The sequence below is a fragment of the Chromobacterium sp. W521 genome (assembly GCF_052805975.1).
In genome coordinates this window covers 106,165-130,827 of sequence record NZ_JBRBAF010000004.1, presented here as the reverse complement: position 1 = coordinate 130,827, position 24,663 = coordinate 106,165, and the positions used below count along the sequence as shown (strand labels likewise).

At 62.3% G+C, this 24,663-nt stretch carries 23 protein-coding genes; 6 read left to right on the top strand and 17 right to left on the bottom strand.

The genetic code is table 11. The features are described 5' to 3' along the window. Positions 1-127: 127 nt before the first annotated feature. The gene (locus tag ACUXV1_RS07125) at positions 128-793 is read left to right on the top strand and encodes a putative metalloprotease CJM1_0395 family protein (RefSeq protein ID WP_019103424.1); all 666 of its coding nucleotides are present in this window, start codon (positions 128-130) and stop codon (positions 791-793) included. 181 nt (positions 794-974) lie between these two features. On the opposite strand, the gene ACUXV1_RS07120 is transcribed toward ACUXV1_RS07125, so the two are convergent. Beyond that, positions 975-3,341, bottom strand: a complete 2,367-nt coding sequence (locus ACUXV1_RS07120; RefSeq protein WP_446014808.1) for a heavy metal translocating P-type ATPase — start codon at positions 3,339-3,341, stop codon at positions 975-977. 144 nt (positions 3,342-3,485) lie between these two features. Between ACUXV1_RS07120 and ACUXV1_RS07115 the strand changes: the two genes are divergently transcribed. Further along, complete coding sequence (locus tag ACUXV1_RS07115) at positions 3,486-3,956, top strand: Cd(II)/Pb(II)-responsive transcriptional regulator (protein WP_019103421.1); 471 nt, start codon at positions 3,486-3,488, stop codon at positions 3,954-3,956. Beyond that, complete coding sequence (locus tag ACUXV1_RS07110; protein WP_446014807.1) at positions 3,953-4,612, top strand: OmpA family protein; 660 nt, start codon at positions 3,953-3,955, stop codon at positions 4,610-4,612. Before ACUXV1_RS07115 ends, ACUXV1_RS07110 begins: the two co-directional genes overlap by 4 nt. Positions 4,613-4,793: 181 nt before the next feature. On the opposite strand, the gene ACUXV1_RS07105 is transcribed toward ACUXV1_RS07110, so the two are convergent. Together ACUXV1_RS07105 and ACUXV1_RS07100 are read right to left on the bottom strand one after the other, a co-directional pair. Next, positions 4,794-5,477 carry an LrgB family protein gene (locus tag ACUXV1_RS07105; protein WP_052370280.1) on the bottom strand — a complete coding sequence of 228 codons (684 nt, stop codon included), beginning with the start codon at positions 5,475-5,477 and terminating at the stop codon, positions 4,794-4,796. Then, on the bottom strand, positions 5,467-5,898 hold the full coding sequence (locus tag ACUXV1_RS07100) for a CidA/LrgA family protein (RefSeq protein WP_043632339.1): 432 nt from the start codon (positions 5,896-5,898) through the stop codon (positions 5,467-5,469). Before ACUXV1_RS07100 ends, ACUXV1_RS07105 begins: the two co-directional genes overlap by 11 nt. Positions 5,899-6,019: 121 nt before the next feature. Here ACUXV1_RS07100 and ACUXV1_RS07095 point away from each other — a divergent pair, with 121 nt between their 5' ends. Next, complete coding sequence (locus ACUXV1_RS07095) at positions 6,020-6,910, top strand: LysR family transcriptional regulator (RefSeq protein ID WP_081554345.1); 891 nt, start codon at positions 6,020-6,022, stop codon at positions 6,908-6,910. 27 nt (positions 6,911-6,937) lie between these two features. Beyond that, a complete protein-coding gene (locus ACUXV1_RS07090; protein ID WP_446014804.1) occupies positions 6,938-7,390 on the top strand; it encodes an LEA type 2 family protein in 453 nt (150 codons plus the stop codon). A gap of 235 nt (positions 7,391-7,625) precedes the next feature. Here ACUXV1_RS07090 and ACUXV1_RS07085 read toward each other — a convergent pair whose 3' ends face one another. Beyond that, positions 7,626-8,060, bottom strand: coding sequence for a hypothetical protein (locus ACUXV1_RS07085; RefSeq protein ID WP_081554346.1), 435 nt, complete (start codon positions 8,058-8,060; stop codon positions 7,626-7,628). 271 nt (positions 8,061-8,331) lie between these two features. Next, positions 8,332-10,218 (bottom strand): methyl-accepting chemotaxis protein, encoded by a 1,887-nt coding sequence (locus tag ACUXV1_RS07080; RefSeq protein ID WP_081554347.1) that lies wholly within the window; start codon positions 10,216-10,218, stop codon positions 8,332-8,334. A 291-nt stretch (positions 10,219-10,509) separates the two neighbouring features. On the opposite strand from ACUXV1_RS07080, the gene ACUXV1_RS07075 reads away from it, so the two are divergent. Then, positions 10,510-11,154 (top strand): TetR/AcrR family transcriptional regulator, encoded by a 645-nt coding sequence (locus tag ACUXV1_RS07075; protein WP_019100709.1) that lies wholly within the window; start codon positions 10,510-10,512, stop codon positions 11,152-11,154. A 198-nt stretch (positions 11,155-11,352) separates the two neighbouring features. On the opposite strand, the gene sucD is transcribed toward ACUXV1_RS07075, so the two are convergent. The 12 genes from sucD to sdhC all read right to left on the bottom strand — a co-directional run bounded on the left by sucD (position 11,353) and on the right by sdhC (position 24,472). Then, positions 11,353-12,237 carry a succinate--CoA ligase subunit alpha gene (gene sucD / locus ACUXV1_RS07070; RefSeq protein WP_043592732.1) on the bottom strand — a complete coding sequence of 295 codons (885 nt, stop codon included), beginning with the start codon at positions 12,235-12,237 and terminating at the stop codon, positions 11,353-11,355. A gap of 27 nt (positions 12,238-12,264) precedes the next feature. Beyond that, positions 12,265-13,437 (bottom strand): ADP-forming succinate--CoA ligase subunit beta, encoded by a 1,173-nt coding sequence (sucC, locus tag ACUXV1_RS07065; RefSeq protein WP_019103254.1) that lies wholly within the window; start codon positions 13,435-13,437, stop codon positions 12,265-12,267. A 199-nt stretch (positions 13,438-13,636) separates the two neighbouring features. Beyond that, the gene (gene lpdA, locus ACUXV1_RS07060; RefSeq protein WP_081554349.1) at positions 13,637-15,070 is read right to left on the bottom strand and encodes a dihydrolipoyl dehydrogenase; all 1,434 of its coding nucleotides are present in this window, start codon (positions 15,068-15,070) and stop codon (positions 13,637-13,639) included. 49 nt (positions 15,071-15,119) lie between these two features. Beyond that, on the bottom strand, positions 15,120-15,302 hold the full coding sequence (locus tag ACUXV1_RS07055) for a hypothetical protein (RefSeq protein WP_019103256.1): 183 nt from the start codon (positions 15,300-15,302) through the stop codon (positions 15,120-15,122). A gap of 54 nt (positions 15,303-15,356) precedes the next feature. After that, positions 15,357-16,592 carry a 2-oxoglutarate dehydrogenase complex dihydrolipoyllysine-residue succinyltransferase gene (gene odhB / locus ACUXV1_RS07050; RefSeq protein WP_043632325.1) on the bottom strand — a complete coding sequence of 412 codons (1,236 nt, stop codon included), beginning with the start codon at positions 16,590-16,592 and terminating at the stop codon, positions 15,357-15,359. A 52-nt stretch (positions 16,593-16,644) separates the two neighbouring features. After that, positions 16,645-19,473, bottom strand: coding sequence for a 2-oxoglutarate dehydrogenase E1 component (locus tag ACUXV1_RS07045; protein ID WP_043632322.1), 2,829 nt, complete (start codon positions 19,471-19,473; stop codon positions 16,645-16,647). Between the two features lie 199 nt (positions 19,474-19,672). Then, a complete protein-coding gene (gltA, locus tag ACUXV1_RS07040) occupies positions 19,673-20,965 on the bottom strand; it encodes a citrate synthase (RefSeq protein WP_039756047.1) in 1,293 nt (430 codons plus the stop codon). A gap of 53 nt (positions 20,966-21,018) precedes the next feature. Beyond that, entirely contained in the window at positions 21,019-21,267 is a 249-nt protein-coding gene (locus ACUXV1_RS07035) for an FAD assembly factor SdhE (protein ID WP_019103260.1), read from the bottom strand. Continuing rightward, positions 21,264-21,974, bottom strand: coding sequence for a succinate dehydrogenase iron-sulfur subunit (locus tag ACUXV1_RS07030; RefSeq protein WP_019103261.1), 711 nt, complete (start codon positions 21,972-21,974; stop codon positions 21,264-21,266). The genes ACUXV1_RS07035 and ACUXV1_RS07030 overlap by 4 nt, the downstream gene beginning before the upstream one ends. 13 nt (positions 21,975-21,987) lie before the next feature. After that, complete coding sequence (sdhA, locus tag ACUXV1_RS07025) at positions 21,988-23,760, bottom strand: succinate dehydrogenase flavoprotein subunit (protein ID WP_043632319.1); 1,773 nt, start codon at positions 23,758-23,760, stop codon at positions 21,988-21,990. After that, positions 23,760-24,104 (bottom strand): succinate dehydrogenase, hydrophobic membrane anchor protein, encoded by a 345-nt coding sequence (gene sdhD / locus ACUXV1_RS07020; RefSeq protein WP_043592734.1) that lies wholly within the window; start codon positions 24,102-24,104, stop codon positions 23,760-23,762. The genes sdhA and sdhD overlap by 1 nt, the downstream gene beginning before the upstream one ends. Continuing rightward, a complete protein-coding gene (gene sdhC, locus ACUXV1_RS07015; protein WP_019103264.1) occupies positions 24,098-24,472 on the bottom strand; it encodes a succinate dehydrogenase, cytochrome b556 subunit in 375 nt (124 codons plus the stop codon). Before sdhC ends, sdhD begins: the two co-directional genes overlap by 7 nt. Positions 24,473-24,663: the final 191 nt, after the last annotated feature.

Sequence of the window (24,663 nt, the reverse complement as noted above, 5' to 3'; positions counted from 1 at the left end):
GCCTATTGTGCCCCCATCCCTCCTTTTTAAACAGTTTTTGCCCATGCTGCTTGGTAAGACTTTTGATTTGGGCAAAGCCGGCCCATAGCGGCTAAACTGAGAAATATCAAGCTAAAACCGTGAATTCATGAGCCTTTCCGGAATATCCAGCTACGGCGGTTATGGCGGCTACGCATTACAGACCAGCCACGGCCCCAACTGCCAGTGCCCGGCTTGCCAGCAAAGCCTGGCAAGCGCCGCGGCGCCGGTGGGGACAGCCGCATCCGGAAACCGCGCCGGCAACGCCGATGCCGCTCCAGACCAACCGGATCAAGCCAAACCCAACGCCGCGCGCGGCATCGACGGCAAGCCGCTGGACGAGCAGCAGCAAAAACAAGTGGAAGCGCTGAAGGCCCGCGACAGCGATGTGCGCCAGCACGAACAAGCGCATCTGGCGGCCGGCGGCGCGCTGGCCGGCGGCGGCGCCACCTATAGCTATCAGCAAGGCCCGGACGGCAAGCAATATGCGATAGGCGGCGAAGTCGGCATCCGCCTGGCGCGGGGCAGCACCCCGCAAGAAACCATAAGCAATGCCCAGACCGTGCAGCGCGCCGCGCTGGCGCCGGCCGACCCCTCCGGCCAGGACCGCGCGGTGGCCGCCGCCGCCGCGCAGATGGAACAGCAGGCGCGCATTGAACTGATGCAGCAGCAAGCCGGCAAGCAGGGCTTGAGCCCGCTTCAAGCGCGGCAGAAAATCAACAGCCCCGAGCAACAAGGCCCGGGGCTGGGGTCCAACATCGATACCTACGCCTGAGAGCCTGTTTACGCTCGGCTACGCTGCGGCGGGATCGTCAGGCAAGGGCGTCGAAACCCGCTTCAAAATGCACATATACCGCATGTACATTCCGCTTCTTCAGCGGCAAGCCCTTGTCTCGTCCTAGCTCGCCAGATCGTAAACACGTTCCAGATTCAGGCGACATCCCACGCAATCTCCCTCACTCCGCCTTGCGCACGCCGCGCGCCAGCCGCAGACCGTTGGCGATCACCACCAGGCTGGTGCCCACATCGGCGAACACCGCCATCCACAAGCTGGCCATACCCAGCATCGCCAATACGAAGAACACCAGCTTGGTCAACAAGGCCACCGCGATGTTCGCTTTCAGCACCCGCGAAGTGCGCCGGGCGTGGCTGAGCAAATCAGCCAGCTTGGCCAGCTTGTCGTCCATCAAGGCCACGCCGGCGGTTTCCAGCGCGCTGTCGGAACCGGCCGCCCCCATGGCGATGCCCAGGTCGGCCCGGGCCAGCGCCGGCGCGTCGTTGACGCCGTCGCCCACCATCGCCACCATCTTGCCGGAGGCTTGCAAACGGACAATGCGCTCCAGCTTGTCTTCCGGCAACAAACCGCCGTGGGCTTCTACGATGCCGGTCTGCGCCGCCACCGCCTGCGCCACCTGCTGGTTGTCGCCGCTCAACATCACCGTCGCCACGCCCAACTTGGCCAATTGCCGCAGAGCCGCCGGCGCTTCCGGACGAATCCGGTCCGCCACCGCGATCACGCCTAGCGCCCGCTCGCCCTCCAGCAACACCAAGGCGCCCTGTCCCGCCAATTCCAAGCGCGACAGCTCGGCCTGCAAGGCATCGCTCAAAGCGCCCTGCTCCCGCGCCAGCCGGCTGCTGCCCAAAGCCAGCTTCCGGCCGTCCGCCAAGCCGCTGACGCCGCGCCCGGCCTGCTCGCTGACCTGTTCCGCCTCCGGCCAGGATAGGCCTCGCGCGTTCGCCGCCGCCAGCACCGCCTTGGCCAGCGGATGAGTGGAGTGCGCGTCCAGAGCCGCTGCCCAACGCAACAACTGATCCTGATCCGCCTCGGCCAGCGTCACCACGCCCGTCACTTGCGGCTCGCCCTCGGTCAGGGTGCCGGTCTTGTCGAAACACACCGCGTCTATCCTGGCCGCCATTTCCAGCGGCGCGCCGCCCTTGATCAGCAGGCCGTGCTTGGCGGCTGACGCCAAGGCGCTGACCACGGTCACCGGCGTGGCGATCACCAGCGCGCACGGGCAGGCGATCACCAGCATCACCAGCGCGTTATAGACCGCCTCGTTCCAGCTCAGCCACCCCAGCATAGGGGTAGCCACGGCAAACAGCAGCGCGGCCGCCAACACCACCGGGGTATAAACCTCGGCGAAGCGGTCGATGAAACGCTGCGTCGGCGCCTTGCTGGCCTGAGCATTGCGCACAGTGTCGATGATGCGCGCCAACACGCTGCCGTTGGCCCCCGCCGTGGTCAGCACTTCCACCACGCCGCTGCCGTTGATGCTGCCGGCGAAGACCGCTTCGCCCGGAGACTTGTCCACGGGCAGGCTCTCGCCGGTGATAGGCGCTTCGTTGAACGCGCTGTGGCCTTGTTCGATGCGGCCGTCCAGCGGCACTCGCTCGCCCGGACGCACCCGCACTCGGCTGCCCGGCGCCACGTCGGCGGCCGGGCGCTCCACCCATTCGCCGCCGCTCTGCACCCAGGCGGTTTCCGGCGCCAGCGACATCAAGGCTTTGACCGCTTCGCCGGCGCGCGCCAGCGACATCGCCTCCAGCCGCTCGGCGATGGCGAACAGGAACAACACCATCGCCGCCTCCGGCCATTGGCCGATCAGCATCGCGCCTATCACCGCCACCGACATCAGGAAATGGATGTTGAGCGTGCGGGTGGACAGCGCGATCCAGCCCTTTTTCAGCGTGGGCATGCCGCCCAGCAAGATGGAGGCCAAGGCCAGCGCCGCACTGCCCCAGCCCTGGTCCGCTCCGCTGAGCCAGGCCACGCCTTCCGAACCCGCCGCCGCCAGGCCGGATAGCGCCAGCAGCCAATTGCCCCGGCGCGAAGCCTTGGGCTGCTCCACCAGCGCCGAGGCGTCATTCAGCTCCACCGCCTTCATGCCCACCTTGGCGATGGCTTGTTTAACGCCCTCCAGATTGGGCAGGTCGTGACGCACCAGCAGCACCCGCTCGATAAAGTTGAACTCCAGCGCGGCCACCCCGGCCATGCCGCCCAAAGCCTTTTCAATCAGCTTGGCCTCGGTCGGGCAGTCCATCGCCTGGATATGCAAGCGCGCTTGCTGCCGGCCGCCCTCGCCCAGCGCCACCGCGCGCGGCGCTTCCGCGCCGTGATCATGGCCTGAGCAGGACTTGCCGGCATGATCGTGGCTGTGGCCATGCTCGTGGTCATGATCACGCGCCGGCATCGCCGCCTCTAATTTGTGGCCGCAGCAATCGTCCGCCTGGCGCGGATCTGGCTTGCCCTCTCCGCCCCGGCAAGAAGCATGGCCGGCATGCGGCGCACGCCGGCGTCGCTGTTTTTGCGCTGCTTGGAACATGGAGGCCTCCCTTGGTCGGATTGATATAGCCTCATTGCAAACCCTATAGTCGCTACAAGGTCAAGCTTTTTTGCTAAAATTCCATCATCCGGCGGAAAATCGCCGCCACCGCCCCATTGCCGGGCGTCTTGCGGGAGGACTGAGATGCTGATTGGAGAGCTGGCGCGCCAGACTGGCTGCGAAGTGGAAACCATACGTTATTACGAGCGTGAAGGCCTGCTGTCCGCGCCGCTGCGCAGCGCCTCCGGCTATCGCCGCTACAACGCCGAGCAATTGGGCGAACTGAATTTCATCCTGCACTGCCGTTCCTTGGGCATGTCGCTGGCCGACATCCGCCAGCTGGCCGCCTTCAAGGCCGACTCCTCGCTGGCCTGCGACGACATCAACCAACTGATAGACCGTCAGGTCAGCAAGGTCCATCAGCAAGTGGAAAGCTTGCGTCTGCTGGAACAACAGCTGCTGGCGCTGCGCGACCGCTGCCACGACCATCACACCGTGGCAGAATGCGGCATTCTGCAAACCCTGGTGGAAGCGTCCGAAGGCGAACCTTGTGTCTGTCACACGCCCTTCGGTCAGGACCCGCACCCTCACCCCCATTCCGTGGAGAAGCAATGACCCGTTTGTTCAAGCCCGCCACCGCCGCCGCGACTCTAGCCGCGCTGGCCCTGTCCGCCTGCACCACCAACCCTCAAACCGGCCAGACCGAAATCAGCAAGACCGCGCTCTACGGCCTGGGCGGCGCGGCGGCCTGCGGCCTGGTGGGCGCGCTGACCCATGGCGGCAAAGGCGCCCGCAATTCGGCGCTGGCCTGCGGCGCGATCGGCGCCGGCATCGGCGGCTATATGGATTACCAGGAAAAACAACTGCGCGAAAAGCTGAAGAACAGCCAGATCGCGGTCGAGCGCATTGGCGACCAGCTAAAACTCTCCCTGCCCGACAACATCACCTTCCCCACCAACGGCTATCAGTTGAACACCAGGGTGCAAAAGCCGCTGGGCGATATCGCCGGCGTGCTGGTGCAATTCCCCGACACCTCGATCACCGTGGCCGGCCACACCGACAGCACCGGCGCCGCCGCCTATAACCAGACGCTGTCGGAGAAACGCGCTCAGTCGGTGACCGAATACCTGCAGGGTCAGGGCGTCAACTCGGTGCGGGTGCGCACCATGGGCTACGGCGCGACCCAACCGGTGGCCAGCAACGCCAGCGAAAGCGGCAAAGCCAAAAACCGCCGCGTGGAGATCATGATCACGCCGCAGCAAATGGGTTGAACCCACGGCAGGCATCCAAGCCCGGCTCCGGCCGGGTTTTTTCACGCCCCAGGCGGCTGATGGGCAAAAAAAATGGGCCAACCCACTGGGTCGGCCCTAACAACGCTCGTTTGGGGAGATGAGGAGAAACCACCGCACGCCACCCCACGGGAATGCGGGTCACAACAAGTACACACACAAACTACAACAACAAACCTATCAGCGGCGCGGCGAACACCGTCGCCAAACCGCCCAGCATCATGGTCAGGCTGGCCACCACGCCTTCTTCCGCGCCCAGCTCGCTGGCCTTGGCGGTGCCGGCCGCGTGGGCGGCGGCGCCGAACAAGGCTCCGCGCGCCAGACTGGAGCGCAGCGGCATCCAAGCCAGCATCACTTCGCCCAACAACATGCCGCACACCCCGGTCATCACCACGAACACCGCCGTCAGGTCCGGCGAAGCGCCAATGCCGGAGGCCGTGGCCAAAGCGAACGGAGTGCTGATCGATCGCGGCGCCAGGCTGCGCTGCAACAAGTCGGACAAGCCCAGCAGTCGCGCCAGCCAGATCGAGCTGAACACCGCCACCGGCATGCCCACCAGCACGCCGCAGCTCAGCGACAACCAGTGCCGGCGTATCATCGCCCGATGCTCGTAGATCGGCACCGCGAAAGCCACCGTGGCCGGCCCCAGCATCCAGGTCAGCCAACGGGTGTCTTCGAAATACACCCGGTACGGCACCTTGGCCAAGACCACCAGCGCAATCACCAACAGCGGCACCGCCAGAATCGGGGCGCTCCACCAGCTGCGCTTTTTCAGATAAAACTTTTTGACCAGTCCGTACAAAACAACGGTAATCAGCAAACTGGCCAGTGCAATCTCATGCTCCATGCGTCTTCACCTGTTTCTGGCGGCCATGCCAGCGCAGGGCCACTTCCAAGCGATAACATTTATCCACCACCCAGGAGGTCGCCGCCATCACCAACAAGGTGGACAACACGATGACCGCCACAATCCGTAGCCCGGCGGCCATGATCACGTCCGGGTACTGGATCACCGCCACGACGGCGGGGATGAAGAACAACAACATTTCAGCCAACAACCAGCGGGCGCCGCTGCGGCACCAGGCCAGTGGCAACCAGCCCAGCCAGAGCGCCGCCAGCACCAGGAACATCCCTAGCACGCCGGCAGGCACCACTGGCAGGAAATGGCTGCTCAACTGACTGGCCGCGATCCACACCACGCTCAGCAAGGCCACCTGACCGATGGTCAGCGCCACTTGCTTGAATGCGGAAAGATTCGGATTTGCCATGATTGAGCCACTACACAACACAGGGAGTGGTTCGAGTATAGAGCGCCGCCATGCATTCAAAAAATGAATTAAAATTATTTCACGCATTCCAATCTGGAATGCATGATCCGGACAAGCACATATGGACATCCGCGCGCTGCGCTATTTCATCGAGGTGGTCAAACGCCAAAGCTTCACCAAGGCGGCCGAAGCCCTCTATGTGACTCAGCCCACCATCAGCAAGATGGTGCGCCAGCTGGAGGAGGAATTGGGCTGCCCGCTGATCCTGCGCGAGGGCCGCAGCTTCCGACTCACCGACGCCGGCCGTGCCACTTATGAGCGCGGCCTGGACGTGCTATCGGCGATGAACCAGTTGAAAACGGAGCTGTCCGACCTGTCTGCGCTCAAACGCGGCGAGCTGGTGGTCGGCCTGCCCCCCATGGTGGGCGTGGCCTTCTTCGCTCCGGTGGTCAGCAGCTTCCGCCAACGCTATCCGCAGATCGAACTGAAAATGGTGGAAGACGGCGCGCTGGCGATCGAGAGCAGCGTGCGCAGCGGCGAACTGGAAATCGGCGTGGCGGTGCTGCCGGTGGACAACCAGGCTTTCGATCAATTCGCCGTGGTGCGCGATCCGCTATGCCTCGTGGCGCCGGCCGGCTCGGAGTGGCGTGGGCAGAGCGTGGTGCGGCTGGAGCAGATCGCCAATCAGCCCTTTGTGCTCTACCCGCAGGACTTCACGCTGGCGCGCCGGGTCAGCGACGCCTTTCGCGAGCTGGGCCGCCCGCTGCATGTGGTGGGGCGCAGCGCGCATTGGGACTTCATCGTCGAACTGGTGTCGGCCCACATGGGCGTCACCCTGCTCCCGCGCTCCATCGTGGAACGGCTGGACCGCTCGGCCTACGATGTGATCCCGCTGGCCGAGCCCAAGCTGGTCTGGCACCTGGCGCTGATCTGGCAAAAGAACGGATACTTGTCACATGCGGCCCGCGCCTGGCTGGCGGTAACCCGCGATGTGCTGGGCGGTTTGGAATAACGCCGGTCAACCCAAGGAACACCGAATATGAAACGATATCTGAGCGTCGCCCTGTTCACCCTGCTGCTAAGCGGCTGCGCGGCCTTGAACTACCAGAAGCCCCAAGTCAGCATCGCCGACGTCAAACCAGGCAAGGCCACGCTGTTCGAACAAAGCTTCGAAGTCAGCCTGCGGGTCAGCAACCCCAACAATCTGGCCTTGAACGCCAAGGGCATGACCCTGGAACTGAACGTGGCGGGAGAGAAGCTGGCCACGGGAGTCAGCAATCAGGCCATCGCCGTACCTGCGCTGGGCGAAGGCGTGGTCACGCTGCAATTGCACACCTCGCTGGCCGGCTGGCTGAAGCAGATAGGCAAGGCGATGGAGGCCGGCAACGGCGGCAAGCTGGAATACCAACTGAATGGCACGCTGGAAGACTTGAACGGCATGGGCCGAGTGCCCTTCCGCAGCAAGGGCGAGTGGAAGCTGCCCGGTCAGTAAGAACCTATCCACGATCCGCTGCGCAAGCTCGCGAGATCGTGAGCTTGCTCCCAATACCCGCAGCCCCGCCTGCCGGCGGGGCTAGTGCTTAGAACCTGTTCAAAGTCGCGCGAGCACAGAGCGTGACAAGACGAAAACGAGCGAAAAAGCGGAATGGTCAAGTGGTACATGAACATTTTGAGCTCGTACTCACCGCGCAACGCTTCACGAAGCGCAGCGCGCTTTGACCAGATTCTTACTGCCGCGGCACCGCCACGCAGTTATTGCCGTCGAAGCTAACGGTTTCCACCAGTTGGCTCTTGGGATTGACCACGAAATTGGTGGTGCAGCTGTAATGGGTGGAACCACCGCCTATCATGCCGGTGTTGACCCACCGTCCCGGTGTTTCTATGGTCTTGGTCTGACCGTTCTCGTTGTAAGTCACCTTGGCGCCCGGTTCGTACACGCGGTTTTCACGCAACGGCTCACGCTGGGTGAATTCCTTGCTGTAGGTGTAGAGCATATTGCCGTTCGGCATCTTCAGGGTTTTCTGCGGTGCGCCCCACTCCGCCAACAATTGATTCACATCACGCCCCTGCCAGTAATACGCCTTCTGCGCATAGCCTTCCTGTGTCGGAAAGATGCCGCAGGCGGTCAACAGCAGCGTCGACATCATCATCAGTCTTTTCATCCGAAATCCTTCAATCGCCGTTCACTATCCATAGCATAATAAAACGCCGGCCCCTGAACGGAGTCGGCGCTGTGTGACTGACCACGCGGAAGCCCGAGAGTTTCCTGACGCGAACAATTCCTGACTTAGAACCTTTTCAAAGTCTCGCGAGCCAGAGCGAGACAAGGCGAACACAGCAGAGAAAGCGGAGTGCACACACGGTACATGAGCATTTCGAAGCTGCATTCACCGAGCCACGTTTCACGACGCGTAGCGGATCGTGAACAGGTTCTTACAGCCTGAAGCGATTGAAGGTACTCTGCATCCCGCGCGCCAGATCGTTCAAGGCGCTCAGCGTCTGCATTGCCGATTGCAGCGCGGCGTCGGAGTCGATGATCTGGTTGTTGATCGACTCGGTGCTCTGCGCCATCGCGGTGGTGGCGTTGTGCTGCTCGCTGGTGGACAGGGCCACATCGCCGATCTTGTCTATCACTTGCTGCATCGCGTCGCCAATCGCGGTCAACCGCGCGCGCGCCTGGCCGGTCAGATCGACGCTGGCGTCCACCGCGCCGACAGTGGTATTCATGTTCTGCACCGCCTTGCCGGTTTCGCCCAGGATGTTTTCCACCATCTGACTGATCTCCACCGTTGCCTGCCCCGTGCGCTCGGCCAGCTTGCGCACTTCGTCGGCCACCACGGCAAAGCCGCGGCCCTGCTCGCCGGCGCGCGCCGCCTCGATCGCCGCGTTCAAGGCCAACAGATTGGTCTGATCGGCAATGTCGCGGATTACATTGGTGATCTTGGAGATCTCCTGCGAGCGCTGTTCCAGCGAGGCCAGCAGGCTGGACAGTTCGCCCACCGATTCGCTGGTGCGCGACATCTCGCTGCTGATGCGCTGCATATCGTTGGCGCTCTCGCGCGAATGTTCGCCGGTATTGCGCGCCAGGCTGTCGGTTTCGCGGGTGGCGTCGGCGATGTGGGAGATGCTCACCGTCACTTCTTCGATCGCCGCCGCGTTGGAGCTGGAAATGTCCGCCAGCACGTGGGAATCATCGGCCAGGCGTTTCACCGCGCCGCTGACTTCGATCACGCCTTGGGTCAGTTGCCCGGCTTCGTCGCGCAGTTCGCGGAACATGCCGTTCAGACGTTGCACAAACTGGTTGAAGGCTTGCGCGGTCTGCGCCACTTCATCCTCGCCGGCCACTTCGATGCGGCGGGTCAGGTCGCCTTCGCCTTGCGAGATTTCGCGCATCGCGTCGCGGACCTGGAACAGGCCTTTGAGCAGGCGGCCCAGATAAGCGGAGCTGAAGGTCAGCATCACAACCAACACGATGGCGACGGCCCCGGCGATCAGCCAGATGATGCCGTTGACCTGGGAAGAGATCACCTCTTCATCCGCGGCCACGCCCATCACCCAGTCGGAGCCGGCGATCGGTCGCAAGGCCACCATATAAGCGCCGCCGTCTATATCCACGCTCTTGGCTTGATCGCTTTGCAGCAGGCTGGCGAAAGCGGCGTCGTCCAGCGCCGGAATCACGCTGCCGATGGGCTTGAGCTCATTGCCAGGCTTGGGGTAGGCGATGATCTTGCCCTGTTTGGTCAACAGAAAGGCATGGCCTTTACCGGCCAGCTTGATGTCCAGCACCGACTTGACCAGCTTGTCGATCAGAATATCGCCGCCCACCACGATGTCCTGGCCCTTGACCTTGTCGGCGATGGTGATCACCAGTTTGTCCTTGGTTTCCGGTTCGGAGTCCTTGTACGGGTCGGTGACGATCAGGCCGTCCTGAGCCTTGGATTGCTGGAACCACGGACGTTGCGCCGGCTGGTAGTCGGCGCTGGGCTTGGGACGACCCGGCACCGAGTATTTCATGTCGCCGGTCGCGCCGTTGCCGGCGTAAATCACGTTGAAGCCGCCGCCCTTGGCCAACTGCTGCAGATAGTAGCTGACCTGCGCGTCGTCGGCGTGGCTGAGGCTGGCGCTGATCAGATTCTTGCGAACCGACAGCCATTCGGACACGAAGCCGCCCTGTAGCTGGGCGACCTGGTTGATCTCCCGCTCAGCTTCTTGATAAGCGTGGGAGCGGATATTCAGGCAGGCGGTGATGGTGATGCTGAGCGTGGCGACCAGAATGGACACCGCTGTCAGCAGCGTGAGCTTGTGACGGATGGAGCGCATGATAAGCCGTTGCTGATAAAAGCGTTATTATCCGTCATACGAGATGTCATGCATTGTTAAAAATAACAATGTCTTTAAATATTTGCGCATGTTTTAAATCAAACAACTACATCAATCATGCATTTCAAATACTCGCAAGGCCTGCAAACCCTACCCTGCCCACGCTTGCGTCACAAAATGTCGACAATTTGCCCTAACCACGACAATTTCACCTCAATTTGAGCGATACTTGCGCCTGGACGCGGCCACCGCAATGGGCTGCGCCCGGTTATTAGACAGAAAGGGGCCAAAATGAGTAAAAGCGGCGAACGGTCGCAAACCTTTCAAAACATCATTGACGCCAGCCTGCAGCTGTTCAACCAGGAGGGCGAGCGCGTCATCACCACCAATCATATCGCCGAGCGGATGAATATCAGCACCGGCAAGTTGTACTATCACTTCCGCAATAAGGAAGAGATCATCAGCGAGCTATACCAGCGCTACGTCAAAGGCATGGCGGAGCAGCTGTCGGCCGCGCTCCGGCACAGCAACTCGATCGAGGCGATGGTGGGAGCGATGGAAAAAACGCTGCGGCACATTTGGAGCTTCCGCTTTCTGCCCAAAAGCATGCCCAGCCTGTACTACCTGCACCCGGAACTGGCGGAAAATCACCAGCAGTTGTCCCGTGGCCAGTTGGCTGGCAAGCTGGCCCAATTGTTCGCCCGCCTGCGCGAACAGGGCGTGCTGCTGGGCGACGACAAGCAACTGGCTCATCTGGTCCAGCACTTTCAGATGGTGCAGACTGGCTGGGTAACCACGCTCAAGCACTCCGCCACGCCCAGCGAGCTGGAGCGCATGGTAAAAGACGGCTGTCGCAGCCTGCTCTATCTGCTGACGCCTTACGTCGATCCGCGCTACCGGCCGCCGTTCGACCGCGTCTGCGCGCGCTACGCCTGAACGGCGACGCATAAAAAAACACCCCTGGCGAGCCAGGGGTGTTTTGCATGCGGCCTTAGAATCCATCCACGATCTCGCGAGCTAGAGCGAGACAAGGCGAAAGCGGCCAAGAAAGCGGAATGTACATCTGGTACATGAGCATTTCGCAGTCGCTTTCAACACCGTATCGCTGAAGCGCGGCAGATCGTGAACCGCTTCTTAGATCATGCCCTTGCTTTTCAGCAGTTCAAACATCGTCTTGCCGATTTCCGCCGGGCTGCGGGTGTAGGCGATGCCGGCCTTCTCGAAGGCCTTGAACTTCTCTTCCGCCGTGCCCTTGCCGCCGGAGATGATGGCGCCCGCATGGCCCATGCGCTTGCCCTTGGGAGCCGTCACGCCGGCGATGTAGCCGACCACCGGCTTGGTCACGTAGGACTTGGCGAACTCGGCCGCTTCTTCCTCGGCGGAACCGCCGATTTCGCCGATCATCACGATGGCGTCGGTGTCCGGATCATCCTGGAACAGTTTCAGCGCGTCGATGTGGCTGGTGCCCGGGATCGGGTCGCCGCCGATGCCGATGCAGGTGGACTGGCCCAGACCCAGCGCGGTGGTTTGCGCCACGGCTTCATAGGTCAGAGTGCCGGAACGGGACACGATGCCGATGCGGCCCGGGTTGTGAATGTGCCACGGCATGATGCCGATCTTGCACTCGCCCGGGGTGATGATGCCGGGGCAGTTCGGGCCGATCAGGCGGATGCCGGCTTCGTCCACGGCTTTCTTCACGTACAGCATGTCCAGGGTGGGCACGCCTTCGGTGATGCAGACGATCAGCTTCACGCCGCTGTCGATGGCTTCCAGGATGGAATCCTTGGCGAAGGCTGCGGGCACGTAGATCACCGAGGCGTCTGCCTGGGTCTGACGCACGGCGTCCTTCATGGTGTTGAACACCGGCAGGCCCAGATGCTCGGAACCGCCTTTGCCCGGGGTTACGCCGCCTACGACCTTGGTGCCCACTTTCAACGCCTGCTCGGCGTGGAAAGTGCCGTTCTTGCCGGTGAAGCCTTGCACCAGCACTTTGGTGTCTTTGTTTACCAATACGCTCATTTTGTATTCCTCAGCTCAGTGCGGGTCTCAGGCAGCGGCCTTGACGGCGGCGACAATCTTCTCGGCAGCGTCGTTCAGACCCTGGGCGGAAGTCAGTTTCAGACCGGAGTCGTCCAGGATCTTGGCGCCCAGCTCGGCGTTGTTGCCTTCCAGACGCACCACGACCGGCACGGTCACGTTCACTTCCTTCACCGCGGCGATGATGGCTTCGGCGATCATGTCGCAACGCACGATGCCGCCGAAGATGTTGATCAGCACGCCCTGCACCGAGGTGTCGGCCAGGATCAGCTTGAAGGCTTCGATCACGCGCTCTTTGGTGGCGCCGCCGCCCACGTCCAGGAAGTTGGCCGGTTGGCCGCCCTTCAGCTTGATGATGTCCATGGTGGCCATCGCCAGGCCGGCGCCATTCACCATGCAGCCGATATTGCCTTCCAGCGCCACGTAGTTCAGGTCAAACTCGGAAGCTTTCACTTCCCGTTCGTTTTCCTGGCTCTTGTCGCGTTGCGCCAGCAGTTCCGGGTGGCGGTACAGCGCGTTGGAGTCCAGGTTGATCTTGCCGTCCACGCAGGCCAGCTGGCCGTTTTCACGCAGTGCCAGCGGGTTCACTTCGAACAGGGCGAAGTCGTTTTCGACGAAGGCCTTGTAGGCGCCCAGCATCAGCTTGGTGAAGGCGGCAACTTGCTCGCCCTTCAGTTCCAGCGCGAAAGCGGCGTCGCGAGCCTGGAACGGCTGCATGCCCACCAAGGGATCGATCTCGATCTTGATGATCTTTTCCGGGGTTTCCTCGGCTACTTTCTCGATTTCCACGCCGCCTTCGGTGGACACCATGAACACCACGCGCTGGCTGCCGCGGTCAACCACGGCGCCCAGGTAGAGTTCGCGCTGCACCGGGTACATGTCTTCGCACACCAGCACGCTGTTCACCGGCTGGCCGGCGGCGTCGGTCTGGTAGGTCACCAGGTTCTTGCCGATCAGGCCCTTGGCCACTTCGGCGGCTTCTTCGCGGCTTTTCACCACTTTCACGCCACCGGCCTTGCCGCGGCCGCCGGCATGCACCTGAGCCTTGACGACGGCGAATTTGCCGCCCAGTTTATCGTAAGCGGCAGCGGCTTCTTCCGGCGTAGCGGCCAGAATGCCCTGTTGCACCGGCAGGCCGTATTTGGCCAGCAGCTCTTTCGCTTGGTATTCGTGCAGGTTCATCTATGGTTTCCTTTCGGAGAAATGGATGGCGGGCTGAAACCGACGCCCCTATTTCTTTGAGTCGCTTGTAAACCTTTAATGTATCTGGCGCGCGCCGTCACCCCCCAGGCTGACCGGCGTCGCCGCATACTCCGTCAACCGGCCCCCAAGGGAGCCGTTTTGCCGAGCCGTGCGCGATTGTACACGACCCGGCGAACGCTTAGCCGTGCAAGGCGCGCTTGTCCGCGGCCAGAGCGGCTTCGTGTATCACTTCGGACAAGGACGGGTGAGCGTGGACAATGCGCGCCAGGTCTTCGCTGGCGGCCTTGAACTCCATCGACACCACGCCTTCGCTGACCAGCTCGGACACCATCGGGCCTATCATGTGCAGGCCCAGGATGCGGTCGGTCTTGGCGCAGGCCAGGATCTTGACCGTGCCTTGCGCTTGGCCCAGGCCCAGCGCGCGGCCGTTGGCGCCGAAACCGGAAGTGCCCTTCTTGTACTCTACGCCCTCGGCCTTCAGTTGCTCCTCGGTCTTGCCAACCCAGGCGATCTCCGGAGAAGTGTAGATCACCCAAGGAATCACGCCGAAATCCACGTGCGGTTTCTGGCCGGCGATGCGCTCGGCCACGGCCACGCCCTCTTCCGAGGCCTTGTGCGCCAGCATCGGGCCGCGCACCACGTCGCCGATCGCCCATACATTAGGCAGATTGGTGTGGCAATGGTCGTCCACGGCCACGAAGCCGCGCTCGTCCAGTTGCAGGCCCACCGCGTCTGCGCCCAGGCCCTGGGTGTTGGGCACGCGGCCAATGGAGACAATCAGCTTGTCGAACTCGGCCTTGACCGCTTCGCCGTTCAGTTCGTAGTTGACGGTGACGCTCTTCTTGCCGGCCTTCACTTCGCCGATTTTGACGCCCAGCTTGATGTCCAGGCCGGTGTCCTTGGTCAGGGTCTTGAAAGCTTCTTTGGCGATCTGCTGGTCCGCGGCGGCGAGGAAGGTCGGCATCGCTTCCAGGATGGTCACTTCGGCACCCAAACGCTTCCAGACGGAGCCCATTTCCAGGCCGATCACGCCGGCGCCGATCACGCCCAGGCGCTTCGGCACATCCGTCAGGGCCAGCGCGCCCTCGTTGTCCAACACCAGCTTGTTGTCGGTGGCCAGGCCCGGCAGCGCGCGCGGGCTGGAACCAGTGGCCACGATCACATGGCCGGCTTCCAGGGTGTCCACCACCTTGCCACCGTCGCTGACCTCGATCACCCACTTATCGCCTTGACGGCCCTTGAAGCTGGCCAGGCCGTGGATGTTGGCGACCTTGTTCTTCTTGAACAGGAAGCTGATGCCCGCGGCGTTCTTGGTGATGATGTCGGTCTTGCGCGAAATCATCTGCGCCACGTCCATCTTGGCGCCGGAGACGCTGATGCCGTGCTTGGCGAAATCATGCTGCACCGCGTGGAAGTTTTCCGACGACTGCAGCAGCGCCTTGGACGGAATGCAACCGACGTTCAGGCAGGTGCCGCCCAGCGATGCCTTGCCTTCCGGGTTTTTGAACGCATCCACGCAGGCGGTGTTGAAACCCAGCTGGGCGGCGCGGATGGCGGCTACGTAACCGCCGGGGCCGCCGCCGATCACCACTACATCAAACGATTGGCTCATCTTGTTTTCCTTTGTCGGTGGCGGGCGCGCGGCCCGCCGGCTGCCTGGTCTACTTGCCGACCTTCAGCAGCAGAATGCCGAATGCGATCATGAACAGACAGAGAATGCTTTTGCCGATCAAGCTGTACAGGTCTTCGCGCACGCCGTTTTGGCGTTTTTTCCAGGTCAGCCAGCCTATGGCCACGCCGGCCAGGATGGCGGCAATTCCGTAAAACCAGTCGGGCAACTGCATTCAAGCTCCATTCATCGCAAGACAGGCCGGGAGCGCGCCCCCGGCCGAGGGTGATTACAAGTCGAGGATCAGGCGGGCCGGATCTTCAATCGCGTCCTTGATCGCCACCAGGCTCAGCACGGCTTCGCGGCCGTCGATGATGCGGTGGTCGTAGGATTGGGCAAGATACATCATCGGACGCACCACCACTTGACCGTTCTCAACCACGGCGCGCTCCTTGGTAGCGTGCATGCCCAGAATCGCGGACTGCGGCGGGTTGATGATGGGGGTGGACATCATCGAACCGAAGGTGCCGCCGTTGGAGATGGTGTAGGTGCCGCCGGTCAGTTCTTCCACGGTCAGCTTGCCTTCCTGGGCGCGCTTGCCGAAGTCGGCGATCTGCTTCTCGATGTCGGCCAGGCTCAACTGGTCGGCATTGCGGATCACCGGCACCACCAGGCCGCGCGGGCTGCCTACGGCCACGCCGATGTCGAAGTAGCCGTGATAGATGATGTTGTTGCCGTCCACCGAGGCGTTGACGATGGGGTATTTCTTCAGCGCGGCGACCACGGCCTTGACGAAGAAACCCATGAAGCCCAGCTTGATGCCGTGCTCCTTCTCGAAGCGGTCCTTGTACTTGGCGCGCAGGTCCATCACCGGCTTCATGTTCACTTCATTGAAGGTCGTGAGGATGGCGTTGGTCTGCTGCGACAGGATCAGGCGTTCAGCCACGCGCTGACGCAGACGGGACATCGGCACGCTCTGTTCCGGACGATCGGACAGGATGGCGGCGACGTTGACCGCGGCCGGGGTGGCGGACAGCGCGGCGCCGGCGGCGGCCGGAGCCAGCACCGGGCCGGCCTGGGCCGGAGCGGCTTGCTTGGCGGCCTGCACGTCTTCCTTCAACACGCGGCCGTCGCGGCCGGAGCCGGCCACCTTGGACAGGTCCACGCCGGTTTCCGCGGCCAGTTTGGCGGCGGACGGCATGGCGGCGGCGCCAGCCGGGGCGGCGGCGGGTGCCGGAGCAGCAGCCGGCGCGGCCGCGGCGGCCGGAGCCACATCGCCGGCCTTGGCGGCGGTGTCGATCTTGGCGATCAGTTGGCCGGACACCACGGTGGCGCCGTCTTCCACGATGATTTCAACGATCACGCCTGCCTGCGGCGCCGGCAGTTCCAGCACCACTTTGTCGGTTTCCAGATCGATCAGGTTCTCGTCGCGGCTGACGGCTTGGCCAACCTTCTTGTGCCAGCTCATCAGCGTGGCTTCGGATACGGACTCGGGCAGTTGCGGGACGGTGACTTCAATCAGCATGTTCTTCTCCATGTAGAGGCAGCCCTCCGGCTGCCTCGAACTCATTCAGTGGTTATTTGGCGACCGACATGGCTTCTTCAACGAAAGCCTTGAGTTGGGCGACGTGTTTGCTCATATAGCCTACGGCCGGGGAAGCGGACGACGGACGGCCGGCGAACGACAAGGACTGCTTGGCGCCCAGCAGGCCTTCCAGGCGGTGACGGATCTGGTACCACGCGCCCTGGTTGCGCGGCTCTTCCTGCACCCACATCACTTCGCGAGCCTGCGGGAAGCGCGCCAGCTCGGCGGCCACCTGCTCGGTCGGGAACGGGTAGAGCTGCTCGATGCGCACGATGGCGATATCTTCGTCCAGGCCGCGTTCCTTGCGGGCGGCGGCAAGGTCGTAATACACCTGGCCGGCGCACAGCAACACGCGCTTGACCTTCTTGGCGTCCTGCACCACCGAGTCGCCTATCACCGGGCGGAAGCTTCCGCTGGTGAACGCTTCGATCGGGCTCATCGAATCCTTGAAGCGCAGCAAGCGCTTGGACAGGAAGATGACCAGCGGCTTGCGGTACGGCCGCAGCACCTGGCGACGCAGCATGTGGAACATCTGCGAGGCTTCGGACGGCATCACCACCTGCATATTGTGCTCGGCGCACAGTTGCAGCCAACGCTCCAGGCGCGCGGACGAGTGCTCCGGGCCCTGGCCGTCGTAGCCGTGCGGCAGGATGGTGGTCAGGCCACACAGACGGCCCCACTTGGTCTCGCCGGAGGAAATGAACTGGTCGATGGCCACCTGGGCGCCGTTGGCGAAGTCGCCGAACTGAGCTTCCCAAATCACCAGCTGATCCGGAGCGGAACAGGCATAACCGTATTCATAGGCCAGCACCGCTTCTTCGTTCAGGATGGAGTCGATCACCAGGAAATCAGCCTGGTTGTCGGACATATTGCGCAGCGGCACATAGCTGCCCTGGTCCCAGCTCTCGCGGTTCTGGTCGTGCAGCACAGCGTGGCGGTGGCTGAAGGTGCCGCGGCCGGAGTCTTCGCCGGACAGGCGCACACCAAAACCGTTGGTCACCAGGCTGGCGTAAGCCAGGGTCTCGGCCATGCCCCAGTCCGCGTTCTGCTCGCCGGCGGCCATCGCCTTGCGCGCGGCCAGCACCTTCTGCACCGTCGGGTGCAGCTTGAAGCCCTCCGGCAGCGAGGTGAACTTGTCGGTCAGGCGCTGGATGTCGGCTTGCGGCAAGGAGGTGTCGGTCGGGTGCGCCCAGTGGGTGCCCAGGTACTGGCTGAAGTCCAGCGCGTGCTCGCGCTTGTAGTTGGTCAGCGCGGTCTGCTCTACGTGCTCGCCCTTGTCCAGCGCGTCGCGGTAGGCCTGGATTTGCGCGTCGGCTTCTTCCGCCTTCAGCACGCCTTCCTGCACCAGACGCTCGGCGTACATCGCGCGCACGCCCTGATGCTTGGCGATCTTCTTGTACATCATCGGCTGGGTCAGGAAGGGATCGTCGCCCTCGTTGTGGCCCAGTTTGCGGTAGCACACCAGATCGATGACCACGTCCTTCTTGAAGGTCATGCGGTAGTCCAGCGCGGCCTGCATCACATAGCAGACGGCTTCCGGATCATCGCCGTTGACGTGGAAGATCGGCGCTTCGATCATCTTGGCCACGTCGGTGCAGTACATCGTCGAACGGATATCGCGGGTGTCCGAGGTGGTGAAGCCCACCTGGTTGTTGATCACGATGTGGATGGTGCCGCCAGTGCCGTAGCCGCGGGTCTGCGACAGGTTGAAAGTGCCCTGGTTGACGCCCAGACCGCCAAAGGCGGAGTCGCCGTGAATCAATACCGGTACCGCGGTCTTGCGTTCCGTGTCCTTGCGGCGCTCTTGACGCGCGCGCACCGAGCCCTCCACCACCGGGTTGACGATCTCCAGGTGAGAAGGGTTGAAGGCCAGCGACACATGCATCGGGCCGTCGGCGGTCGGGATGTCCGACGAGAAGCCCATGTGGTACTTCACGTCGCCGGAAGCCATTTGCTGGGCGGCCTTGCCTTCGAACTCGGCGAACAGATCGCGCGGCAGCTTGCCCAGGGTGTTGACCAGCACGTTCAAACGGCCGCGGTGAGCCATGCCGATGATCAGTTCCTGCACGCCCTGGCCGGTGGCGTTCTGGATAAGATGGTCCAGCGCGGCGATAGCCGACTCGCCGCCTTCCAGCGAGAAGCGCTTCTGGCCGACGTATTTGGTGTGCAGATAGCGTTCCAGCGTCTCGGCGGCAGTGATCTGCTTCAGGATGCGCTGCTTCTTGGCCGCGTCGTAATGCGGCGTGGACAGGTCGCCCTCGAAGCGCTTTTGCACCCAATGCTTTTCATCCGACTTGGTGATGTGCATGTACTCGACGCCGATATTGCCGCAGTAGGTCTGCTTCAGACGCGCCAGAATGTCGGACAGCGGCATCTTCTGCGGGCCCACCAGCGAGCCGGCGTTGAATTGCACCGCCATATCGGCCCCGGTCAGTCCATGGGTAGCCGGATCCAGTTCGCGCACCAGTTCCTGATCCATGCGCTTGAGCGGATCCAGGTTGGCCTGGCGGCTGCCCAGCACGCGGTAGGCGGAAATCAGTTTCAGCACCCCCACCTGCTTTTGCATGGTGTCCCATTCAGCCCCGCTGCTGGCGCGCTGGCCGGCGGCCGGCTTCTTGGCCAGCTGAATGAAGGATTCCTGGATCGGCATGTGCGGCACATCGCGTTCGGCAGCGCCCGGCGCTTGCGCCAGCTTGTCGAAATAGTCGCGCCACTCATTCGGAACGGAATTGGCGTCAGCGAGGTACTGTTCGTACAGCTCCTCGATGAACGGTGCATTCCCACCGAACAGGTAAGAATGGCTGTACATGGATTGCATCATGGGGCTACCCTTTGTCGTTTCTGTTCGGAATCCGGCCAGCTACGCCCTGGCGCGAACTCCCTGTTGCAGCATGGGGAAAACGCTATCGGAAAAACTTTTTTGTTGTGCTTCCCATAACATTCTGACCCTGCCCCGGCCCGCCTTCGGGCCGGAAAAAAAGGCTGACTGAAGCCCTGCTCCAGCCAACCCTCGTTCCTGCTTACTTGCGTTTCTCCACCGGGGTGAAATCGCGGCGGGGCGCGCCGGTGTACAACTGGCGCGGACGGCCGATTTTCATCGCCGGGTCGGAAATCATTTCGCTCCAGTGAGCAATCCAGCCCACGGTGCGGGCCAGCGCGAAGATCGGAGTGAACATCGATACCGGGATGCCGATCGCCGACAGCACGATGCCGGAGTAGAAATCCACGTTCGGGTACAGCTTGCGCTCGATGAAATACGGATCGGACAGCGCGATCTTTTCCAGCTCCATCGCCAGCTTGAACTTGGGATCGTTGTGCAAGCCCAGCTCGTTCAGCACTTCGTCGCAGGTCTGCTTCATGATGGAGGCGCGCGGGTCCATGTTCTTGTACACGCGGTGGCCGAAGCCCATCAGTTTGTAGCGCTTGTCCTTCACGCCTTGCATGAAGTCGGCCACGTTTTCCACGCTGCCGATCTCGTCCAGCATCTTCAGCACGGCTTCGTTGGCGCCGCCGTGAGACGGGCCCCACAGGCAGGCGATGCCCGCGGCGATGCAGGCGAAGGGATTGGCCCCGGAGGAGCCGGCCAGACGCACGGTGGAGGTGGAAGCGTTCTGCTCATGGTCCGCGTGCAGAGTGAAGATGCGGTCCAGCGCGCGCGCCAGCACCGGGTTCACCTTGTACTCTTCGCACGGGGTGGAGAACATCATGTGCAGGAAGTTTTCCGCGTAGGTCAGGCCGTTTTTCGGGTAGGAGAACGGCAGGCCCTTGTTGTAGCGGTAAGCTTGTGCGGCGATGGTCGGCAGCTTGGCCACCAGGCGATGCGCGGAAATGCGGCGATGTTCCGGATTGGAGATGTCCAAGGAGTCATGGTAGAAGGCGGACAGCGCGCCCACCACGCCCACCATCACGGCCATCGGATGCGCGTCGCGGCGGAAGCCCTTGAACAGGCTCATCAGCTGATCATGCAGCATATTGTGGCGCATGATGCCGCGTTCGAATTCCTTGCGCTGCGCCGCGGTCGGCAGCTCGCCGTTCAACAGCAGGTAGCAGACTTCAAGATAATCGCTTTTCTCGGCGAGTTGCTCGATCGGGTAGCCGCGGTAATAGAGCTGTCCCAGATCGCCGTCGATGAAGGTGATGCCGGACTCGCAGCTGGCGGTGGCCAGGAAGCCCGGGTCGAACGTGAACATGCCGGTTTTGGAGAAGGTGCGGATGTCTACGACATCCGGCCCCAAAGTGCCGCTCTGGACCGGCAAATCCAGAGTTTCCTTACCCTCGTTGTATGTGAGCGTTACTTTGCGATTAGTTTCCACAGCAATACTCCCAGTCGGTTTATGGTCGTTGTAATTGGGGTGATGCATAGCCGTCAGAGCGAGCGGAGAATCGCCACGATGGCCATCTCTTCCGGATCGTCCAAATCGGCCTTGCCGCTGACGACATCCAGAAAATCGGTATCGGGCAAATCCAGCAACCGCCTATAAGCCTCAATCTCGGCCGGGGCCAACTGGTCGAAGGGGCCGGCGAAGAACTTCTCCAACACCAGATCCAGCTCCAGTAGCCCCCGCCGGGACCGCCAACGGATCCGCTTGAGTTCAATCGGATCGTAGGCGGTCATACTGCACGCTTGACCATCAGGTCCTTGATCTTGCCAATCGCCTTGGTCGGATTCAGGCCCTTGGGACACACGTCCACGCAGTTCATGATGGTGTGGCAACGGAACAAGCGGTACGGATCTTCCAGGTTGTCCAGACGCTCCTTGGTGGCTTCGTCGCGCGTGTCCGCGATGAAGCGGTAGGCGGCCAACAGACCGGCCGGGCCGACGAACTTGTCCGGGTTCCACCAGAAGGACGGGCAGGACGTCGAGCAGCAAGCGCACAGAATGCACTCGTACAGGCCGTCCAGTTCCTTGCGGTCTTCCGGCGACTGCTTGCGTTCGCGCTCCGGCGGCGGCGTGTCGTTGATCACGTAGGGCTTGATCGAGTGGTACTGCTTGAAGAACTGAGTCATGTCCACGATCAGATCGCGGATCACCGGCAGACCCGGCAGCGGACGCAGCTCGATCGGCTGTTTCAGGTCGCGGAAGTCGGTCAGGCAGGCCAGGCCGTTCTTGCCGTTGATGTTCATCGCGTCGGAACCGCAGACGCCTTCGCGACAGGAGCGACGGAAGCTCAGCGTGTCGTCCTTCACCTTCAGCTTCACCAGCGCATCCAGCAGCTTGTGCTCGGTGGAGCTCATCTCCACGCTGATGTCCTGCATGTACGGCTTGGCATCGGTTTCCGGGTTGTAGCGGTAGATGCGGAATTTGACGGTTTCGGTAGTCATCTTGATTGCACCCTTAGTAGGAGCGGGTCTTCAGCGCGATCGTATCGACCGACAGCGGCTTCAGGGTGACCGGCTTGTAGTCCAGACGGTTGGCTTCGCGATACCACAGGGTATGCTTCAGCCAGTTCTTGTCGTCGCGGCCGTTCGGGGTTTCCTCGGTGTCCTTGGCGTCGTCGCGCACATGGGCGCCGCGGCTCTCGGTGCGGGCATTGGCCGAGATCATCGTGGCCTTGGCCACTTCGATCAGGTTTTCCAGCTCCAGCGCCTCGATGCGGGCGGTATTGAAGACATTGGACTTGTCGGAAATCTCGGTGCGCTGCACCATCTTCTCCACTTCCAGAATCTTCTCCACGCCTTCGGCCAGCATGTCCTTGAAGCGGAACACGCCGCAGTGCGCCTGCATGGTGCGCTGCATGGCTTCACGCGCATCGTTGACCTGCACGCCGCCGGTCTGGGTGTTCAGACGCTCAACGCGGGCCAGCGAGCGCTCGACGTCCGCCAGCGCCAGCTCCGGCAGATCTTCCGGCTGCTGCTTGATGAACTCGATCATCGAATTGGCCGAGCTCTTGCCGAACACCAGCAAATCCAGCAACGAGTTGGTGCCCAGGCGGTTGGCGCCGTGCACCGACGCGCACGCGCATTCGCCCGCGGCATAGAAGCCCTGCACTTTTTCGCCATGCACCACCACTTCGCCGTGGTAGTTGGTGGGAATGCCGCCCATCTGGTAATGGCAGGTCGGCACCACCGGAATCGGGGCCTTGATCGGGTCCACGCCGGCGAACTTGATCGAGATCTCGCGGATGCCCGGCAGCTTGGACATGATCACTTCCGGATCCAGATGAGTGATGTCCAGCAGCACGTGATCCTTGTTCGGGCCACAGCCGCGGCCTTCGTTGATCTCGGTCACCATCGCGCGCGACACCACATCGCGGGACGCCAGATCCTTGGCGTTGGGCGCGTAGCGTTCCATGAAACGCTCGCCCTGCGCATTGCGCAGAATGCCGCCTTCGCCGCGCACGCCTTCGGTGATCAACACGCCCGCGCCAGCCACGCCGGTCGGATGGAACTGCCAGAACTCCATGTCTTCCAGCGGAATGCCTGCGCGAGCGGCCATGCCCAGGCCGTCGCCGGTATTGATGAAGGCGTTGGTGGACGAGGAGAAGATGCGGCCGGCGCCGCCGGTGGCGAACAGGGTGGCCTTGGCCTGGAACACGACGATTTCCGAAGTTTCCATTTCCATGGCGATCACGCCCTGGACATTGCCGTCGGCATCGCGGATCAGATCCAGCGCCATCCACTCAACGAAGAAGTGAGTGTTGGCGCGCACATTGCGCTGGTACAGCGCGTGCAGCATGGCGTGACCGGTCCGGTCGGCCGCGGCGCAAGCGCGACGCACCGGCTTCTCGCCGAAGTTCGACATATGGCCGCCGAACGGGCGCTGATAGATGGAACCGTCGGCGTTGCGGTCGAACGGCATGCCGAAGTGTTCCAGCTCCACCACCACCTTGGGCGCTTCGCGGCACATGAATTCGATGGCGTCCTGATCACCCAGCCAGTCCGACCCCTTGACGGTGTCGTACATATGCCAGTGCCAATGATCTTCCTCGGAATTGCCGAGCGAAGCGGACACGCCGCCCTGGGCGGCAACAGTGTGGGAGCGGGTCGGGAATACCTTGGACAGCACAGCTGTCTTCAGGCCGGCCTCGGACAATTGCAAGGCCGCGCGCATGCCTGCTCCGCCTGCCCCAACGATAACGGCGTCGAAATGACGAACAGGAATACCCATTACAGCCCCCAGACCACTTTAACGGAATAGATAAAACAGGAAACCAGCCAAACGATGGTGAACACGTGCAGCGCCAGGCGAACGCCCACCGGCTTCACATAGTCCATCCACAGATCGCGGATGCCCACCCATACGTGGAGGAACAGGGCGATCAAGCTCACCTGGGTCAGCAGTTGCACCCAGAACTGGCCGAAGAACGCCTTCCAACCTTCGTAGCCGGACGGCATGGTCAACAGGAACAAAGCCAAAGCCACGGTGTAGATCAACATGATCACCGCGGTGACGCGCTGCATGATCCAATCGCGCAGGCCATAGCCGGCGCCGACGACATTGCGGTTTACCATAGAGCAACTCCCAGAACCACGGTCAGCGCCAGGCTGACTGCCACAACGGTCTTGGCGGTGGCGCGGGCGGTCTGCAGTTCAAGACCTTTATGAATATCGAGGAAGAGGAAACGGATACCGGCACAGAAATGGTGCATATACGCCCACAACAGGCCGAGCAACACCAGCTTCATCAGCGGGTTGCCCACCACGGCGCGGTAGGTTTCGAACGATTCGGCAGAACTCAGCGAACCGTGCAACAGGTAAATCAACAGTGGGAGAGAAAAGAACAGCGCAACACCGCTGATCCGGTGCAAGATCGAGACGATGCCGGGAATCGGCAATCTGATCTTGGCCAGATCCAGGTGCTTTGGTCGTTGCTTCTGCATATGGCTTCCTTGGATGTTTTTAGAACCAAGAGGTTACACAACAGACGACCCGCTACGAGGCCGCCCGCCTGAAGGGCTCCGTTTTTGTTATGGCTGGATGCCCGTCATTACCGCTCATGCCGCACCAGGAATATCGCGGTGCAATATGACCCGGGGATTCTAGCAAAACTGGCTGGCCGCGGCCTGTCTTT

Excerpts from the sequence above, each read along its gene's own strand:
- ACUXV1_RS07125 (WP_019103424.1), top strand. The coding sequence starts at position 128 with ATGAGCCTTTCCGGAATATCCAGCTACGGCGGTTATGGCGGCTACGCA.
- ACUXV1_RS07120 (WP_446014808.1), bottom strand. The coding sequence starts at position 3,341 with ATGTTCCAAGCAGCGCAAAAACAGCGACGCCGGCGTGCGCCGCATGCC.
- ACUXV1_RS07115 (WP_019103421.1), top strand. The coding sequence starts at position 3,486 with ATGCTGATTGGAGAGCTGGCGCGCCAGACTGGCTGCGAAGTGGAAACC.
- ACUXV1_RS07110 (WP_446014807.1), top strand. The coding sequence starts at position 3,953 with ATGACCCGTTTGTTCAAGCCCGCCACCGCCGCCGCGACTCTAGCCGCG.
- ACUXV1_RS07105 (WP_052370280.1), bottom strand. The coding sequence starts at position 5,477 with ATGGAGCATGAGATTGCACTGGCCAGTTTGCTGATTACCGTTGTTTTG.
- ACUXV1_RS07100 (WP_043632339.1), bottom strand. The coding sequence starts at position 5,898 with ATGGCAAATCCGAATCTTTCCGCATTCAAGCAAGTGGCGCTGACCATC.
- ACUXV1_RS07095 (WP_081554345.1), top strand. The coding sequence starts at position 6,020 with ATGGACATCCGCGCGCTGCGCTATTTCATCGAGGTGGTCAAACGCCAA.
- ACUXV1_RS07090 (WP_446014804.1), top strand. The coding sequence starts at position 6,938 with ATGAAACGATATCTGAGCGTCGCCCTGTTCACCCTGCTGCTAAGCGGC.
- ACUXV1_RS07085 (WP_081554346.1), bottom strand. The coding sequence starts at position 8,060 with ATGAAAAGACTGATGATGATGTCGACGCTGCTGTTGACCGCCTGCGGC.
- ACUXV1_RS07080 (WP_081554347.1), bottom strand. The coding sequence starts at position 10,218 with ATGCGCTCCATCCGTCACAAGCTCACGCTGCTGACAGCGGTGTCCATT.
- ACUXV1_RS07075 (WP_019100709.1), top strand. The coding sequence starts at position 10,510 with ATGAGTAAAAGCGGCGAACGGTCGCAAACCTTTCAAAACATCATTGAC.
- sucD (WP_043592732.1), bottom strand. The coding sequence starts at position 12,237 with ATGAGCGTATTGGTAAACAAAGACACCAAAGTGCTGGTGCAAGGCTTC.
- sucC (WP_019103254.1), bottom strand. The coding sequence starts at position 13,437 with ATGAACCTGCACGAATACCAAGCGAAAGAGCTGCTGGCCAAATACGGC.
- lpdA (WP_081554349.1), bottom strand. The coding sequence starts at position 15,070 with ATGAGCCAATCGTTTGATGTAGTGGTGATCGGCGGCGGCCCCGGCGGT.
- ACUXV1_RS07055 (WP_019103256.1), bottom strand. The coding sequence starts at position 15,302 with ATGCAGTTGCCCGACTGGTTTTACGGAATTGCCGCCATCCTGGCCGGC.
- odhB (WP_043632325.1), bottom strand. The coding sequence starts at position 16,592 with ATGCTGATTGAAGTCACCGTCCCGCAACTGCCCGAGTCCGTATCCGAA.
- ACUXV1_RS07045 (WP_043632322.1), bottom strand. The coding sequence starts at position 19,473 with ATGATGCAATCCATGTACAGCCATTCTTACCTGTTCGGTGGGAATGCA.
- ACUXV1_RS07035 (WP_019103260.1), bottom strand. The coding sequence starts at position 21,267 with ATGACCGCCTACGATCCGATTGAACTCAAGCGGATCCGTTGGCGGTCC.
- ACUXV1_RS07030 (WP_019103261.1), bottom strand. The coding sequence starts at position 21,974 with ATGACTACCGAAACCGTCAAATTCCGCATCTACCGCTACAACCCGGAA.
- sdhA (WP_043632319.1), bottom strand. The coding sequence starts at position 23,760 with ATGGGTATTCCTGTTCGTCATTTCGACGCCGTTATCGTTGGGGCAGGC.
- sdhD (WP_043592734.1), bottom strand. The coding sequence starts at position 24,104 with ATGGTAAACCGCAATGTCGTCGGCGCCGGCTATGGCCTGCGCGATTGG.
- sdhC (WP_019103264.1), bottom strand. The coding sequence starts at position 24,472 with ATGCAGAAGCAACGACCAAAGCACCTGGATCTGGCCAAGATCAGATTG.